Origin of the sequence: Luteibacter sp. UNCMF331Sha3.1 (assembly GCF_900109915.1) — a bacterium.
GTDB lineage: Bacteria > Pseudomonadota > Gammaproteobacteria > Xanthomonadales > Rhodanobacteraceae > Luteibacter.
Genome location: NZ_FOBU01000001.1, coordinates 61,171 through 76,343, shown reverse-complemented (window position 1 = coordinate 76,343; position 15,173 = coordinate 61,171). Strand labels below are relative to the sequence as shown.

Genomic DNA, 15,173 nt, shown 5'->3' with positions numbered 1-15,173 from the left:
GTGTGGCGATTTGGGTATATTTGCAAACCTGTGGCTTCGACGTCCACCAGAGAATTTGCGTTTTTGTCATCAATCCGAAACGTGCGAACGCTACGGCGCACACGTTTCCTGCCGTCGGGAGTGTCGAGAGATGGAATCGTTGTCCGCCGTGGAGCGGAAGGAGTTCGAGGCGTTCGCCGTGGGTATCGCCGACAACGCGCGCGCGCTTTCGCTGCCGCGTTTTCGCCACCCGGTCGACGTCACGCTCAAGGGCGACATGAGTCCGGTGACCGCCGTGGATCGTGGCGTCGAGTCGATGCTGCGCGAACGTATCGAACTGGCATGGCCGGCCCATGGACTCCTCGGCGAGGAGTACGGCGCGACGCGCACCGACGCCGAGTTCGTGTGGTCGATCGACCCCATCGACGGCACGCGCAGTTTCATTTCCGGATGGCCGCTCTGGGGAACACTGCTCGCGTTGCTTCGCAACGGCCAGCCCGTGCTCGGCCTTCTCGACATGCCGGCGCTCGACGAACGCTGGATCGGCCACGTGGGGGTCGGCACCACGATGAACGGCGCGCGATGCCTCGCCAGCGGATGCGAACGCCTCGATGCCGCCACGCTCTACACGACCACACCGGACATGTTCACGCCCGACGAATGGGTGCGCTTCGATCGCACGAGCCGCGCCGCGTACACGCGCCGCTTCGGTGGCGACTGCTATGGTTACGGCATGCTCGCGTCGGGACACATCGATGCGGTGATCGAGGCCAATCTGATGCCGTACGACTATCTTGCGATCGCGCCGGTGGTGCAGGCTGCCGGCGGCGTGATCACCGACTGGGAAGGGCGCGCGCTCGGGCTCGACAGCGGCGGCCGCGTCGTGGCCGCCGCCACACCGGCGCTGCATGCCGCGCTCATCGATTCGCTATCCCGGGACTGAGTCGCCCATGGTTTCCCACGAACGCCGTCGTTTCCTGCAGGGCGCGGTAGCCACCGCCGCCGCGTCGCTCGTCGCGCAGGGTTTTCCCGCGTCCATCGCACGTGCCCTGGCGACGGCACCCGACCGGCGCACGGGTACCATCGCCGATGTCGGTCACGTGGTGGTGCTGATGCAGGAGAACCGGTCGTTCGACCACTATTTCGGCAGCCTGCGCGGCGTGCGCGGCTTCGCGGATCCTCGCGTGCTCGAACTGGGCAACGGCGACCCCGTGTGGCGTCAACCGGTGACGGCGGCGCGTACGAAATACTGGAAGGGCCGCGGGATCGGGCCCGACGTGGGCTGGGTCTATCCGTTCCATCTGGATACCGCGCGTTCCGGCGACCATCACGAGGGTACCGATCATGGCTGGAGCTCCGGCCATGGCGCCTGGAACCTCGGCCGCAACGATCGCTGGATCGAACAGAAGCAGGACGTCCTGACGATGGCCTACCTGCGACGCGAGGACGCGGCGTTCCATTACGCGCTCGCGGACGCCTTCACCATCTGCGACGCATACCACGCGTCCGCGCTCGCCGACACCGCGATCAACCGTATCTATCTGTGGAGTGGCACGTCCGATCCCTCGGGACGCCTCGGACGCAAGGACAATGGGCCCGGCACGGAAGAGCGCGCCCAGACGAACGGCTATACATGGACGACGTATCCCGAGCGGCTCGAAGAGGCCGGCATTACGTGGCGCGTGTATCAAGGAGGCACTGGCGAACCCGGTTCGCCGACCGACAACTACACGGACAATTCGCTCGAGTTCTTCGCGGCGTACCAGGTGCGCGAAGGTGCGGACCCGACGAGCGCGCTGGTGCGCAATGGTGTGTCGAACCACACGTTGCGCGACCTGCGGCAGGACGTGCTGCACGATCGCCTTCCGCAGGTGACGTGGATCGTCGCGCCGTATGCGTACAGCGAGCATCCCACTTCGTCGCCTGCCGACGGCGCCTTCTATATTCGCCAGGTGCTGGATGCGCTCACGGCGAACGCGAAGGTGTGGAGTCGCACCGTACTGTTCCTCAACTACGACGAGAACGACGGCTTTTTCGACCACGTCGTACCGCCGGCACCGCCGCTGCGCAGCGGAACGGACGGCGAGGGCGTCGTGTCGGACTCGCTCGTGCATGGCCTGCGCGATGAGATCATGGATCTCGACAGGCACGCACGCATCGCTTCGCCGCTCGTGGCCGGCAGCGATCCGCTCGGCATGCAGCCCGTGGGGCTCGGCAATCGCGTGCCGATGATCGTGGTATCGCCGTGGACGCGTGGCGGATGGGTCTGCTCGGAGACGTTCGACCACACCTCGGTGCTGCGTTTTCTGGAGAAACGTTTCGGTGTCGAGGAGCCGAACATCAGCGCATGGCGTCGTGCGATCTGTGGCGACCTGACGAGCGCGTTCGACTTCGCCGGCAAGACGGACGTGGCGGTGCCGCGGATCGGCGTGCCGCGCGGCTCGTCGGGAAAGGCGCCCATCGCGGTGCCCGGCACGCAGACGATGCCCGGGCAGGAACCCGGCACCCGTCCGGCCCGCGCGCTCGGTTATGCGTGGACGGTGCGGCATGGAATCGAGCGCGACGCGAGCCATCTCGCCTTCGACAACAGCGGTGAGGCCGGCGCGGCGTTCATGGTCTACGACGGGCTGCATCGCGACGCCCCGCCGCGGCGCTACGCCGTCGCCGCGCGCGACCGTATCGATGACCGGTGGCCGCTGGCGATGACGGGCGACGGCTACGATCGCCGTGTCCACGGGCCGAACGGGTACGTCGCCGCGTTCCGCGGTTTCGCCGACGACACGCTGGAAGCCTGGGTGGAAGGCGTGCCGGGCGCGCGGAGCGTGACCGTGACGCTGGTCAACGGCGGGAGCCAGCCGGTCGCTTGCCGCGTCGCGAACGCCTATGCGTCGACGGCGCCCATCGAACTGTCGATCGCCGCGGGCGGAAAACACGCGCTCACGCTGGACCTCGTCGCCAGCGCGGGCTGGTTCGACATCGCGATCCGTATCCCCGAGGCTCCCCGCTATCTTCGTCGCTACGCCGGCCACCACGAGGACGGGCTGCCTGCGACTAGCGATCCGGGGTTGGCCGGGGTTTGAGGGGCTGACGGCTCGGCTTCGCCATCGCGTTCGGCTTGCGCTGTCGCGAAGAGCCGTCGGCCACCGCCCTCGGCGCTCCGGGCTTCACCGTCGCTTGGGAAAGGATGCCGCTGCGCGGCCGTGTCCTATGGCTGACGCCCCTGCGCGCCCGCGCGGCGAGCGGGGGTTTTCGACTCGGCTCCTGCCTCGACGAAAACGGCCGGCCGTCCGGGCCGGCCCCCTGCGGGCCTGATCCGCTCGCCGCGCTCGGTTCCGCAAGTCGCGCCGAGGGCGGCGGCCGACGGCTCTGCCAATCCGCGAGGCAAACTGCCTGTGTAGGAGCCGCTATAGCGGCGAGCTCGTGTGGGAGCGGCCTTGGCCGCGATGGGTGCTTGCGGCAAGCACCCATCGCGGCCAAGGCCGCTCCCACAGAAGTGCGGTGGCGTGCACCCATCGCCAGCACGCTGGCTCCCACCTGGCGGTAGCCTTTGCTTCCCCCCCCGGCGCCTCAACGGTCGGCAGAGCCGTCGGCCCTCACCCTCGCCGCGACTTGTGGAGGCGAGGGATTCGCGCGGATAAGGCCCGAAGGGGGCCGGCCTGGATGGCCGGCCGTTTTCGTTGAGGCACGGAGGCCGAATCGAAAACCCCCGCGCGAAGCCCGGGCGCGAAGGGGCGCAGCCATCAGACATCGCCGCGCAGCGGCCTCCTTACCCAAGCGACGCCGGAGCTCGGAGCGGCGAGGGTGAGGGCCGACGGCTCTTCGCGGCACGCGCAAGCCAAACGCGACGGCGAAGCCGAGCCGTCTCCTCTGCACCGAACCAGAACAACCGCAGCCCCGACACCGCCCGGGGCCGGAAGACCCCCGGACGGCTATACTCACGGACCAGCCCCACCGACATAGCCCGACCGTGACCAGCGAACTGTCTTCCATCATCGACTTCATCCGTTACGGCGCCAGCCGTTTTTCGGCGGCCGGCCTGACGTTCGGGCACAGCCACGACAATCCGATCGACGAGGCCACCCATCTGGTGCTGGCCGCGCTGCACCTGCCGCCGGACATTCCGCCGGCCTACGGCGCGGGAGCGCTGGTGGCCTCCGAGCGCGAGACCGTGCTGGCGCTGATCGAGCGCCGCGTCGTCGAGCGCGTGCCGGTGGCGTATCTCGTGGGCGAGACCTGGTTCGCGGGCATGAAGTTCAAGAGCGACCGCCGCGCGCTGGTGCCGCGTTCGCCCATCGCCGAGCTGATCGAAAGCCGCTTCACGCCGTGGCTGGACGATCGCCACGTCGAGCGCGCGCTCGACCTGTGCACCGGTTCGGGCTGCATCGGTATCGCCATGGCCGAATACAACCCGGACTGGCGCGTCGACCTCATCGACGTGAGCGACGACGCGTTGTCGCTCGCCAACGAGAACATCGTGTTCCAGCATGTCGAAGACCGCGTGCGGGCGATCAAGTCGGATCTTTTCGATGGCGTGAAGGGCGAGGTCTACGACCTCATCGTGTCCAACCCGCCGTACGTCACCAACGACGAATACGCCGCCATGCCGGCCGAATACGGTCATGAACCGGTCCTCGGCCTGACATCGGGCGACGATGGACTGGATATCACGCTGCGCATGCTCGACGAGGCCGCCGATCATCTTAGCGAAGACGGCCTGCTGATCGTCGAAGTGGGCGATAGCGAGCATGCGCTGGTGAACCTGCTGCCGCGCGTGCCGTTCGTGTGGCTGGAGTTCAAGGTGGGCCAGATGGGGATCTTCGCGCTCGAGCGGCGCGACCTCGTCGAGCACGCCGCCGACATCGCCGCCGTGCGCGCCGCAAGAAACTGACCTCATCGGAAGTACCGTGTCCTCCAATACGTTCGGCAAGCTCCTCTCCGTCACCACGTTCGGCGAAAGCCATGGCCCGGCGATCGGATGCGTCGTCGACGGCTGCCCTCCGGGGCTGCCGCTGGACGCCGGTGAATTCCGCGCCGATCTGGAGCGCCGCGCGACGGGGCGCTCGCGGCATACGTCGCAGCGCCGCGAGGCCGACGACATCGAGATCCTCTCGGGGGTCTACGAGGGCGTCACGACCGGTACGCCCATCGCGCTGCTCATCCGCAACACGGATGCGCGCTCGAAGGATTACGGCAACATCCTCGATACGTTCCGCCCCGGCCATGCGGATTACACGTACTGGCAGAAATACGGGGTGCGGGATCCGCGTGGCGGCGGCCGTTCGTCGGCCCGCGAGACCACGATGCGCGTGGCCGCCGGCGTCATCGCCAAGAAGTGGCTGGCCCAGCGCTACGGCGTGACGGTGCGCGGTCATGTTGCCCAGATCGGCGAGATCGTGCCGCGTGGGTTCGATGTCGAGGCCATCGAAGGAAGTCCGTTCTTCTGGCCCGACGCCGACCAGGTGCCCGAACTCGAGGCGTACATGGATGCCCTGCGCAAGTCGGGCGACTCGGTCGGCGCGAAGGTCACCGTCGTGGCCGACGGGGTGCCGGCGGGGTGGGGCGAGCCCATCTACGGAAAGCTGGATGGCGAGATCGCGGCGGCGATGATGTCGATCAACGCCGTGAAAGGTGTGGAGATCGGCGATGGTTTCGCCGCGGTCGCGCAGCGCGGCACGCAGCATCGCGACGAGATGACCGCCGACGGGTTTCTCTCCAATCATGCGGGCGGCATCCTGGGCGGTATCGCGTCGGGCCAGCCGGTGGTCGTGTCGATGGCGTTCAAGCCGACGTCGAGCGTGCTGATCCCCGGCCGCAGCGTCGATCGCGCCGGCCAGCCCACCGACGTGGTCACCAAGGGGCGTCACGATCCCTGCGTCGGCATCCGTGCCGTGCCGATCGCCGAGGCCATGCTGGCCCTCGTGCTGATGGATCAGGCGCTGCGCCACCGCGCACAATGCGGCGACGTCGGCGAGGTGCCGCCGCGCATTCCCGGCGCGGTTCGGGATTGAACCCGTGACCAAGCCGACCGTCTGGATTTCCCGCCCGTTCTTTCCCGACATCGTCGACCGTCTGCGTCCGCACTTCGACGTGCGCGCCGAAACCGAGGAACGGAAGTTCGCCGCCGCCGAACTCGCCGCAAGGCTGGCCGTGGCGGACGCCGCCATCGTCGGCCTGGCCGAGCGCATCGACGCCACGGCGATCGCCGCCGCGCCGCGCCTGCGTTTCGTCGCCAACCTCGGCGTGGGCTACAACAACCTCGATATCGCCGCGCTGACCGGCGCCGGCATCGGCGCCTCCAACACGCCGGACGTGCTCAACGAGACCGTGGCCGACTACGCCTGGGCCCTGATGCTCGCCGCCGCGCGACGCGTGGGCGAGGCCGAGCGCTGGCTGCGCGACGGCCAGTGGCACGGGTCGCGTTTCGAGGGCTGGCTGGGTGCGGACGTGCATGGCAGGACGATCGGCATCCTTGGCATGGGTCGCATCGGCCAGGCGATCGCCCGGCGCGCGGTGGGTTTCCGGGCGCGGGTGCTGTACCACAACCGGTCGCGGCTGGCGTCGGCCATCGAGCGCGAATGCGCCGCGACCTATGTCGACAAGGCGACATTGCTGGCCTCGTCGGACCACCTCATCCTGGTGCTGCCCTATACCCCGGAGAACCACCACGCGATCGGCGCCGCGGAACTCGCGGCCATGAAACCGACGGCCACGCTGGTGAACATCGCCCGTGGCGGGATCGTCGACGACGCGGCCCTCGCCCGGGCGCTCGCCGACGGCACCATCGGGGCGGCGGGTATCGACGTGTTCGAGGGTGAGCCGGCCGTGCACCCCGGGCTGCTCGAACGGCAGAATATCGTTCTCAGTCCGCACATCGCGAGCGCAAGTCGCGACACACGTCGCGATATGGCGACGCTGGCTGTGGACAATGTGCTGGCGGCGTTCGGACATGGTCCACACGCCGGTCAGCCACCCACGATCCTCAATCCGGGTGTGCTGGCCGACGCCAGCTGACCTTCATTCCACGCCTGACTAAAGCGAAGCATGAGCAAGAAGACGAGTTACAAGGTGGCCATGGTGGGTGCGACCGGCGCGGTCGGCGAAACCCTCCTGTCGATCCTCGCCGAGCGGGACTTTCCCGTGAGCGAACTGGTTCCCCTGGCGAGCGAGCGCTCGGCGGGCGGTACCGTCGATTTCGCCGGAAAACCGTATACCGTCCAGGATCTTGCGACGTACGACTTCGACGGCGTCGACATCGCCTTCTTCTCGGCCGGCGGCTCGGTGAGCCGCGAGCACGCGCCTCGTGCGGCGGCGGCGGGCGCGGTCGTGATCGACAACACCTCCGAGTTCCGCTATCAGGACGACATTCCGCTGGTGGTATCCGAGGTGAATCCGCACGCCATCGCCGATTACACCGTGCGCGGCATCATCGCGAACCCGAACTGCTCCACCATGCAGATGCTGGTGGCGCTGGCGCCGATCCATCGCGAGGCGGGCATCGAGCGCATCAACGTCGCGACGTACCAGTCCGTGTCGGGCGCGGGTCGCAGCGGCATGGAAGAACTGGGCAAGCAGACGGCCCAGATGCTCAACTTCCAGGACGTCGAGACCGAAAAATTCCCGAAGCAGATCGCGTTCAACGTGATCCCGCACATCGACGACTTCCAGCCCAACGGCTACACCAAGGAAGAAATGAAGATGGTCTGGGAGACCCGGAAGATCCTCGAGGATCCTTCGATCCAGGTGAATCCGACCGCCGTCCGCGTGCCCGTCTTCTATGGCCATGCCGAAGCCGTGCACATCGAGACGCGCGACAAGATCACCGCCGACCGCGCACGCGAATTGCTGGAGCAGGCGCCGGGCGTTGTGGTACAGGACGAACGCAGGGCCGGCGGCTATCCGACCCCGGTCGGCGACGCGGCGGGCAAGGATCCCGTCTTCGTGGGTCGCATCCGCGAGGACATCTCGCACGAGCGAGGCCTCGACCTCTGGGTGGTCGCCGACAACATCCGCAAGGGCGCCGCGCTGAACGCGGTGCAGATCGCGGAAATCCTTATCGAGGATTACCTCTAATGAATCGCCGCGCCGCCATCGCCTGCGTCCTCGTTTCCGCCCTGATCGCCGCCGGCGCGACGGCGGGCGAACGACCGCGCGCGGCGGCGGCGCCGGCACATCCGGCCGCCACCCGTGCGCAGCTCGACGCCCTTCGCGGGCAGGAGCAGCACCAGACGGCCGAGGTCCAGCAGCTGAAGACGCGGGTCGATTCGCTCGAATCGCGGTCGAAGGACGCCGGGCAGGCGCTGGAGGAGCGCGATCGCCGTATCGCCGAGCTCCAGCGGCAGCTGGCAGCCATGCAGGGCGAGTGACCGAAGTACATGTAAGGGGGGCGTGTACGGGCCTCGCGAACGACTCAACGTTGTCGCGTAACTATCCGTAGCCGCTATTGTTAGTTGTTGTCGGGGTGCACTACAGTGGCGCCTTCGCGGCCGACCGCCCGACAGAGGCGCGCCGCCGGCATGGATTCAGTTCGGGGGACGTAACAGATGAACCGCACGTTGAAGCTTTCGATCATGCTGGCGCTGGCCGGCTGGGGCGGCCATGCGCTGGCCCAGAGTCTTGGTTCCGTCCAGGTACGGTCCACCATGGACCAGCCGCTGGTGGCGGAAATTCCCCTCAATGGCGTGTCGGGCAATCTCGATAACGTCCATGTCGCGCTCGCGTCGGAAGACGCGTTCAAGCGTGCCGGGCTCAATCGCGGCGGTCTTCCCGTCGCCCTGAATTTCGCGGTGGCGAAGGGTGCGTCCGGCCAGCCGGTCGTCCGCGTCACCAGCGCCGAGCCGGTTCGCGACACGTATCTCGATTTCCTCGTCGAAGTCTCGTCGGGTGGCGGCAACAAGGTCGTCCGCGAAGTCACGATGTTGCTGGATCCGCCGGGCACGCCGATAACCACGGCCGCGTCGCCGGCCCCCGCACCGGCTGCGCCGTCGCGCACGTCCGACGTGCCGCCGCGCGTTCCGGTCGCCGCCGAATCGCGTCCGACGCGCGCGGAACCCGCTCCGCGCCCGGCCGCCGCGCCGGCCCCGGCGCCGGCACCGGCACCGGCACCGACCGCGACGAAATCCGCCGCGGGCACCTATGGACCGGTGCGCCGCGGCCAGACGCTCTCGACGATCGCGCGCGAGCACGCCGGCGGCGCCGACATGAACCAGATGCTGTTGGCGCTGCAGAAGGCGAATCCGGATGCCTTCTATCGCGACAACATGAACGCCCTGAAGACGGGTGCCGTGCTGCGCATCCCGTCGTCCGACGAAGTGCAGGCGCAGACGGCCGGCAACGCGCTGGCCGAAGTGCGCCGCCAGAACGAAACCTGGCGTGCCGGCGCCGCCCGTGCGCCGTCCTCGGTGGCCGATGCCGCGACGACGGGCGCCAGCCAGCCGAAGGCGAAGGCCGCGCCGACCGCCGACGATCGCCTTGCGATCGTGCCGTCGAAGGATGGCGGTGACGCGGCATCCACGCGCGCGGGCACCAAGGGCGGCACGGGCGATGCCCAGGTCGCCGGTCTGCGCCAGGAGCTCGCCAGCTCGCAGGAGAGCGTCGCCTCGCTGAAGCAGCAGGGCGCCGAGCTGAAGTCGCGCATCGGTGAGCTCGAAGCCATCGACAGCAAGAACCAGCGTCTGCTGAGCCTCAAGGATTCGGAAATCGCCGAGCTCCAGCGCAAGCTGGCCGAGGCGCAAAAGGCCGGCCCGGCGAAGGCGGCGACCCCGGCGCCGGCACCGGCACCCGACACCGCGAAGGCCGAGGCGCCGGCGCCCGCCGCGAGCGCGCCCGCCGTGGCGACGGCCGCGCCAGCCGCAGGCACGAGCACGGCAAGCGCCACCCCGGCACCGGCCGCGGCCGCCACCGTTGCGACGACGCCGCTGAAGGACGCCGCCGCGCCCGTGGCACCCGCCGCGGTTCCGCCGGTGGCCCGGCGACCGACGCCGACGCCGGCACCGGCGCCGGTCGTCGAAGACGATCCCTGGTTCATGCAGCCCTGGGCTTGGGGCGGTGGTGCCGTCGTCATCCTGCTCGGCCTCGTGGCCGCCGTGTTCGGCCGCAAGAAGCCGAAGCCGGCGACGTCGACGGTCGCCACGGCCTCGCTTGCCGACCGCTTCGGCCAGGAGCCGACCTTCGGCGAATTCGGTCACACCGAGACCATGGACCAGGACCAGCGCGAGATCCTCGACGCGCTCGCCGAGCATCCGGACGACATCGGGCTGCACCTCGAACTGGTGAGCCTGTACTACGGCCGTCGCGACGTCGATCACTTCGAAGCCGCCGCCGAAGCCATGTTCGCGCACGTGTCCGATCCCGATCAGCCCGAATGGCGCGAAGTGGTGATGATGGGCGAGGACCTCGTCCCGTCGCACCCGCTGTTCGGCGGCGAGCCGATCGACGACATCGACGACGAGTACGAGACGGACACCTATGCGGCCGGCACGCCGCACCACGGCGACCACACCGTCGCGCTCGAGGCATTCGACCTCGGCACGTATGCGACGAGTCCGGACGAGGAGACCCGCCCGGCATCGCCGACGCCGCAGAAACACAGCGAATACCATTTCAATTTCGACCTTACGCCGGTACAGCGCGCCGAAGCCGAGCATCGCCCGCACGCCCCCGAGGTGTTCGACGTCGATGCGCCGGAGTCGCCATACACCGAAGCGCACGAGGCACCGCTTCACGCGTTCGACGACGTGGCCGGCAGCGACTCCGCGAAGCCCGACGAGCCGCTTTCGACCTGGGCGTTCGAAGAGGACAAGGAACCCGTGACGCACGTCGCCGAGGCGCCGCGCTTCGACGAGCCGGTGTTCCCGGACGAGGAGCCGATCGAGGACCACGGCCCCGAGAGCTTCAGCGACGATCCGGTCGACACCAAGCTCGATCTGGCCCGCGCCTACCTCGACATGGGCGACAGCGAAGGCGCCCGCCTGATGCTCGACGAAGTCATCGCGGAAGGCTCGCAGATGCAGAAGGACACGGCCCGCCGGATCCTCTCCGACATCGTCTGACCGATCCACCCGTTCCGACCCGAAGCCCCGGCCCCGCCGGGGCTTTTTTTGTGCGCGGTGGGACGGCTCGGCTTGCGCCATCGCGTTTTGTTTCGCGTTGCCGCGAAGAGCCGTCGGCCGACCGGTAAGGCAAGACGTGCGGGAGTCGCTGCAGCGGCGAGCTCTTGCTCGTGTGGGAGCGGCCTTGGCCGCGATGGGTGCTTGCCGCGAGCACCCATCGCGGCCAAGGCCGCTCCCACAGAACACGTCGCCCGGGAATCGCTTTCGTGGGAAGCCCGCTGGCGGGCGAATGGGTGCTTGCGGCAAGGTCCGATGCACGCGCAAGCGGGCTCCCAGCCGACGGTAGGCTGCCTCTTCGCGAGCACCCTTCGCCAGCAGGCTGGCTCCCACCCCAAGGCCGAACCCTTATCGCAAGCACCCTTCGCCCGCCAGCGGGCTTCCCACAACGGCGGCTCTCACAGCGCCGTGCCTCAGAAGTCGGCAGAGCCGTCGGCCCTCACCCTCGCCGCGACGCCGGAGCTCGGAGCGGCGAGGGTGAGGGCCGACGGCTCTGCGCGGTCACGCGCGAGGCCCGACGCGATGGCAAAGCCGAGATGCAACCGCGAAGCCTGGCCGCACCAGCAAAGCCGAGCCGCACCAGCAGTGGTACCCTTTCCGGCTTCCCTTCCACCAGAACCGCCCCATGCGCATCGCCCTTGGCGTCGAATACGACGGCACCGATTTCCTCGGCTGGCAGCGGCTCAGTCATGCGAAGACCGTGCAGGGATCGCTGGAGGAGGCGCTCAGTTACGTCGCCCACGAGCCCATCGAAGTGACCGCCGCCGGGCGGACCGATGCGGGCGTGCACGGACGCTGCCAGGTCGTGCACTTCGATACCGACGTGGTGCGCGACATGCGCGGCTGGGTGCTTGGCGCGTGCTCGAACCTTCCGCACAGCGTGGCCGTGACCTGGGCCCAGCCCGTCGCGGACGATTTCCATGCGCGCTTCTCGGCGCGTGCGCGCCGTTATCGCTATCGCATCCTGCCGCGCTTCGTCCGTCCCGCGCTCGACGCGCGGTTCGTGGCATGGGAGCGTCGGCAGCTCGATGCCGACGCGATGCACGCCGCGGCGCAGGCCATCGTCGGCGAGCACGACTTTTCGGCGTTCCGCGCCATTTCCTGCCAGGCCGCGCATGCGCGACGGAACGTGCGGTCGATCCGCGTCTTCCGCGAGGACATTCACGTGGTGGTGGAGATCGAGGCGAACGCGTTCCTGCACCACATGGTGCGCAACATCGTGGGCTCGCTGCTGCCGATCGGCCGCGGCGAGCAGTCTGTCGAATGGATGGCCGAACTGCTGGCCGGCCGCGACCGCGAACTCGCCGGCGTCACCGCGCCCGCGGAAGGCCTGACGTTCCTCGGGCCACTGTACGAGGCGCATTGGGGCCTGCCGCCGGAGGTGAACCTGTGACGCGGATCAAGTGCTGCGGACTCACACGCATCGACGACGTGCAGCTGGCGGCGACACTCGGTGCCGACGCGGTCGGCTTCGTCATGACGCGCAAGAGCAAGCGTTTCGTGGATCCCGCCGCGGCGGCGCGTCTTCGCGACGTCGTCCCGCCGTTCGTCACCACCGTGGCGCTGGTGATGGACGACGATCCGGCGTACGTCGCCGAGATCGTGCGCGTGATGCGTCCCGACATGCTGCAGTTCCACGGCATGGAAACCGCCGCCGAGTGCGCTTCGTTCGGCGTGCGCTGGCTGAAGGCCATCGCGATGGGCGAGGGGGCGCCGGCGCTGGCGCGTCTGCACGATTATCCCGGCGCCGCCGGGCTGCTCCTCGATGGCCATGGCCTGGGAGAGCAGGGCGGTAGCGGGCAGCGTTTCGACTGGTCGCTGATGCCGCGGGATCTTGCGCAGCCGCTCGTGCTCGCCGGCGGCCTCACCGCCGACAACGTCGCCGACGCGATTCGCATCGCGCGGCCGTGGGCGGTGGACGTTTCCAGCGGCATCGAGGCGTCGCCCGGCATCAAGGATCGGGCTAAGATGGAACGCTTCATTTCCGCCGTGCGCGCCGCCCCCAGCGCGTGAACGGCTTCAAGCAGATACCGAGAAGGCAATGACCGAGATCACGGATTTCCACGCCTGGCCCGACGCCCATGGGCGGTTCGGCGACTTCGGCGGCATCTACGTCGCCGAGACCCTGATGGAGCCGCTCGCCGAGCTCACCGCCGCGTACGAGAAGCTGCGTACCGATCCCGACTTCATCGCGGAACTCGATCGCGACCTCAAGTACTACGTGGGCCGCCCGAGCCCCGTGTACCACGCCGAGCGGCTGTCGAAGCACGTCGGCGGCGCGCGCATCGTGCTCAAGCGCGAAGACCTCAACCATACCGGTGCGCACAAGATCAACAACACCGTGGGACAGGCGCTCGTCGCCCGCTACATGGGCAAGTCGCGGATCATCGCCGAGACGGGCGCGGGTCAGCACGGCGTGGCCAGCGCCACCGTCGCGGCGCGCATGGGCCTCAAGTGCATCGTCTACATGGGCGCCGTGGACATCGAGCGGCAGAAGATCAACGTCTACCGCATGCGCCTGCTGGGCGCCGAGGTCGTGCCGGTCACATCGGGTTCGAAGACGCTGAAGGACGCCCTCAACGAGGCCATGCGCGACTGGGTCACCAACGTCGCGGACACGTTCTACATCATCGGCACCGTCGCGGGTCCGCACCCGTACCCGCAGATGGTGCGGGACTTCAACGCCATCGTCGGGCGCGAAGCGCGTGCGCAGACGATCGAGCAGTTCGGCCGCCTGCCGGATGTCGTGACGGCATGCGTCGGCGGCGGCTCCAACGCGATCGGCATCTTCCATGCGTTCCTCAACGATCGCGACGTGCGCATCGTGGGCGCGGAAGCGGCGGGCGACGGCATCGAAACGGGTCGGCACGCGGCATCGCTCGCGGCGGGCAAGCCGGGCGTGCTGCACGGAAACCGCACCTACGTGCTCTCGGATGCGAACGGGCAGATCGTGGAGACGCATTCGGTGTCGGCCGGCCTCGACTACCCGGGCGTCGGCCCCGAACATGCCTTCCTGAAGGACGCCGGCCGTGCCGAGTACGTCGGCGTCACCGACGACGAAGCGCTCGAAGCGTTCCACCTGCTCGCCCGCACCGAGGGCATCCTGGCGGCGCTGGAGTCCAGTCATGCGATCGCGCAGGCGATCAAGCTGGCCCGCGAACTGCCGCCCGATGGCCTCGTGCTCGCCAACCTGTCGGGACGAGGCGACAAGGACGTGCATACGATCGCCGCGCGTGAAGGAATCGAACTCTGATGAGCCGTATCGACCGCCGCTTCGCGGCACTCAAAGCCGCGGGCCGCACCGGCCTGATTCCGTTCGTCACCGCGGGCGATCCGTCGCCTGACGGCGTGGTGGCGCTGCTGCATGGCCTCGTCGCCGCCGGCGCCGACCTCATCGAACTGGGCGTGCCGTTCTCCGACCCCATGGCCGACGGCCCGGTGATCCAGCATGCCAGCGAGCGTGCCATCGCGAAGGGCGTGGGCCTTGCCAACGTGCTTGCCTGGGTGGCCGCGTTCCGCGAGAACGACACCGAGACACCCATCGTGCTGATGGGCTACCTCAATCCGTTGGAAATGTACGGATACGCGGCGTTCGCTGAAGATGCCGTGGATGCGGGCGTGGATGGCGTCCTGATGGTGGATTGTCCGCTCGAGGAATCGCACGTGCTCGAACCGTTGCGCCAGGCCGGGCTGCAGCAGATCCTGCTGGCCTCGCCGACGACGACCGAGGCGCGCGTGGGCGCCCTTTGCGAGGCCGCGGCGGGCTTCCTGTACTATGTATCGTTCGCCGGCATCACCGGCGCGGCCCAGCTGAGCACCGGCGACATCGCCGCGCGCGTCGCCGGCATCCGCGCCCGGTCGAAGGCGCCGGTCGCCGTGGGCTTCGGTGTCCGCGACGCGGCCGGGGCGAAGGCGATTGGCGAGTTCGCCGACGCCGTGGTCATCGGCAGCGCCCTGGTCGACCGCATCGCCGGCGCGACCTCGGCCGACGATGCCGTGGGCAGGGCAAGGGATTTTCTCGCACCGATCCGCGCCGCGCTCGACGCGCGCTGACCGGGCGAGCGGACGTACAGGTAGCGGAGACACACG

General features: G+C 68.7%; 12 protein-coding genes. All 12 read left to right on the top strand.

What is annotated here, in order from left to right; genetic code table 11:
• Nucleotides 1–130 precede the first annotated feature (130 nt).
• A complete protein-coding gene (locus BMX32_RS00290) occupies nucleotides 131–922 on the top strand; it encodes an inositol monophosphatase family protein (protein ID WP_029214107.1) in 792 nt (263 codons plus the stop codon).
• Nucleotides 923–929: 7 nt separating this feature from the next.
• Nucleotides 930–3,059: a phosphocholine-specific phospholipase C gene (locus BMX32_RS00285; protein WP_089973853.1), complete on the top strand. Its 2,130-nt coding sequence runs from the start codon at nucleotides 930–932 to the stop codon at nucleotides 3,057–3,059.
• 887 nt (nucleotides 3,060–3,946) lie between these two features.
• Entirely contained in the window at nucleotides 3,947–4,867 is a 921-nt protein-coding gene (gene prmB / locus BMX32_RS00280; RefSeq protein WP_089973852.1) for a 50S ribosomal protein L3 N(5)-glutamine methyltransferase, read from the top strand.
• Between the two features lie 16 nt (nucleotides 4,868–4,883).
• Nucleotides 4,884–5,987 (top strand): chorismate synthase, encoded by a 1,104-nt coding sequence (gene aroC, locus BMX32_RS00275; RefSeq protein WP_089973851.1) that lies wholly within the window; start codon nucleotides 4,884–4,886, stop codon nucleotides 5,985–5,987.
• Between the two features lie 4 nt (nucleotides 5,988–5,991).
• Nucleotides 5,992–6,990 (top strand): 2-hydroxyacid dehydrogenase, encoded by a 999-nt coding sequence (locus tag BMX32_RS00270; RefSeq protein WP_089973850.1) that lies wholly within the window; start codon nucleotides 5,992–5,994, stop codon nucleotides 6,988–6,990.
• 30 nt (nucleotides 6,991–7,020) lie between these two features.
• Nucleotides 7,021–8,049: an aspartate-semialdehyde dehydrogenase gene (locus BMX32_RS00265; RefSeq protein ID WP_089973849.1), complete on the top strand. Its 1,029-nt coding sequence runs from the start codon at nucleotides 7,021–7,023 to the stop codon at nucleotides 8,047–8,049.
• Nucleotides 8,049–8,342, top strand: coding sequence for a hypothetical protein (locus BMX32_RS00260; protein ID WP_049808618.1), 294 nt, complete (start codon nucleotides 8,049–8,051; stop codon nucleotides 8,340–8,342). The genes BMX32_RS00265 and BMX32_RS00260 overlap by 1 nt, the downstream gene beginning before the upstream one ends.
• Before the next feature lie 177 nt (nucleotides 8,343–8,519).
• Nucleotides 8,520–11,027: a motility hub landmark protein FimV gene (locus tag BMX32_RS00255; protein ID WP_089973848.1), complete on the top strand. Its 2,508-nt coding sequence runs from the start codon at nucleotides 8,520–8,522 to the stop codon at nucleotides 11,025–11,027.
• A gap of 682 nt (nucleotides 11,028–11,709) precedes the next feature.
• A complete protein-coding gene (gene truA / locus BMX32_RS00250; protein ID WP_089973847.1) occupies nucleotides 11,710–12,477 on the top strand; it encodes a tRNA pseudouridine(38-40) synthase TruA in 768 nt (255 codons plus the stop codon).
• Complete coding sequence (locus BMX32_RS00245; RefSeq protein ID WP_089973846.1) at nucleotides 12,474–13,097, top strand: phosphoribosylanthranilate isomerase; 624 nt, start codon at nucleotides 12,474–12,476, stop codon at nucleotides 13,095–13,097. Before truA ends, BMX32_RS00245 begins: the two co-directional genes overlap by 4 nt.
• Before the next feature lie 28 nt (nucleotides 13,098–13,125).
• Nucleotides 13,126–14,337: a tryptophan synthase subunit beta gene (gene trpB, locus BMX32_RS00240; protein ID WP_089973845.1), complete on the top strand. Its 1,212-nt coding sequence runs from the start codon at nucleotides 13,126–13,128 to the stop codon at nucleotides 14,335–14,337.
• Nucleotides 14,337–15,137, top strand: coding sequence for a tryptophan synthase subunit alpha (trpA, locus tag BMX32_RS00235; RefSeq protein ID WP_089973844.1), 801 nt, complete (start codon nucleotides 14,337–14,339; stop codon nucleotides 15,135–15,137). Before trpB ends, trpA begins: the two co-directional genes overlap by 1 nt.
• The last annotated feature ends 36 nt before the right edge of the window (nucleotides 15,138–15,173 follow it).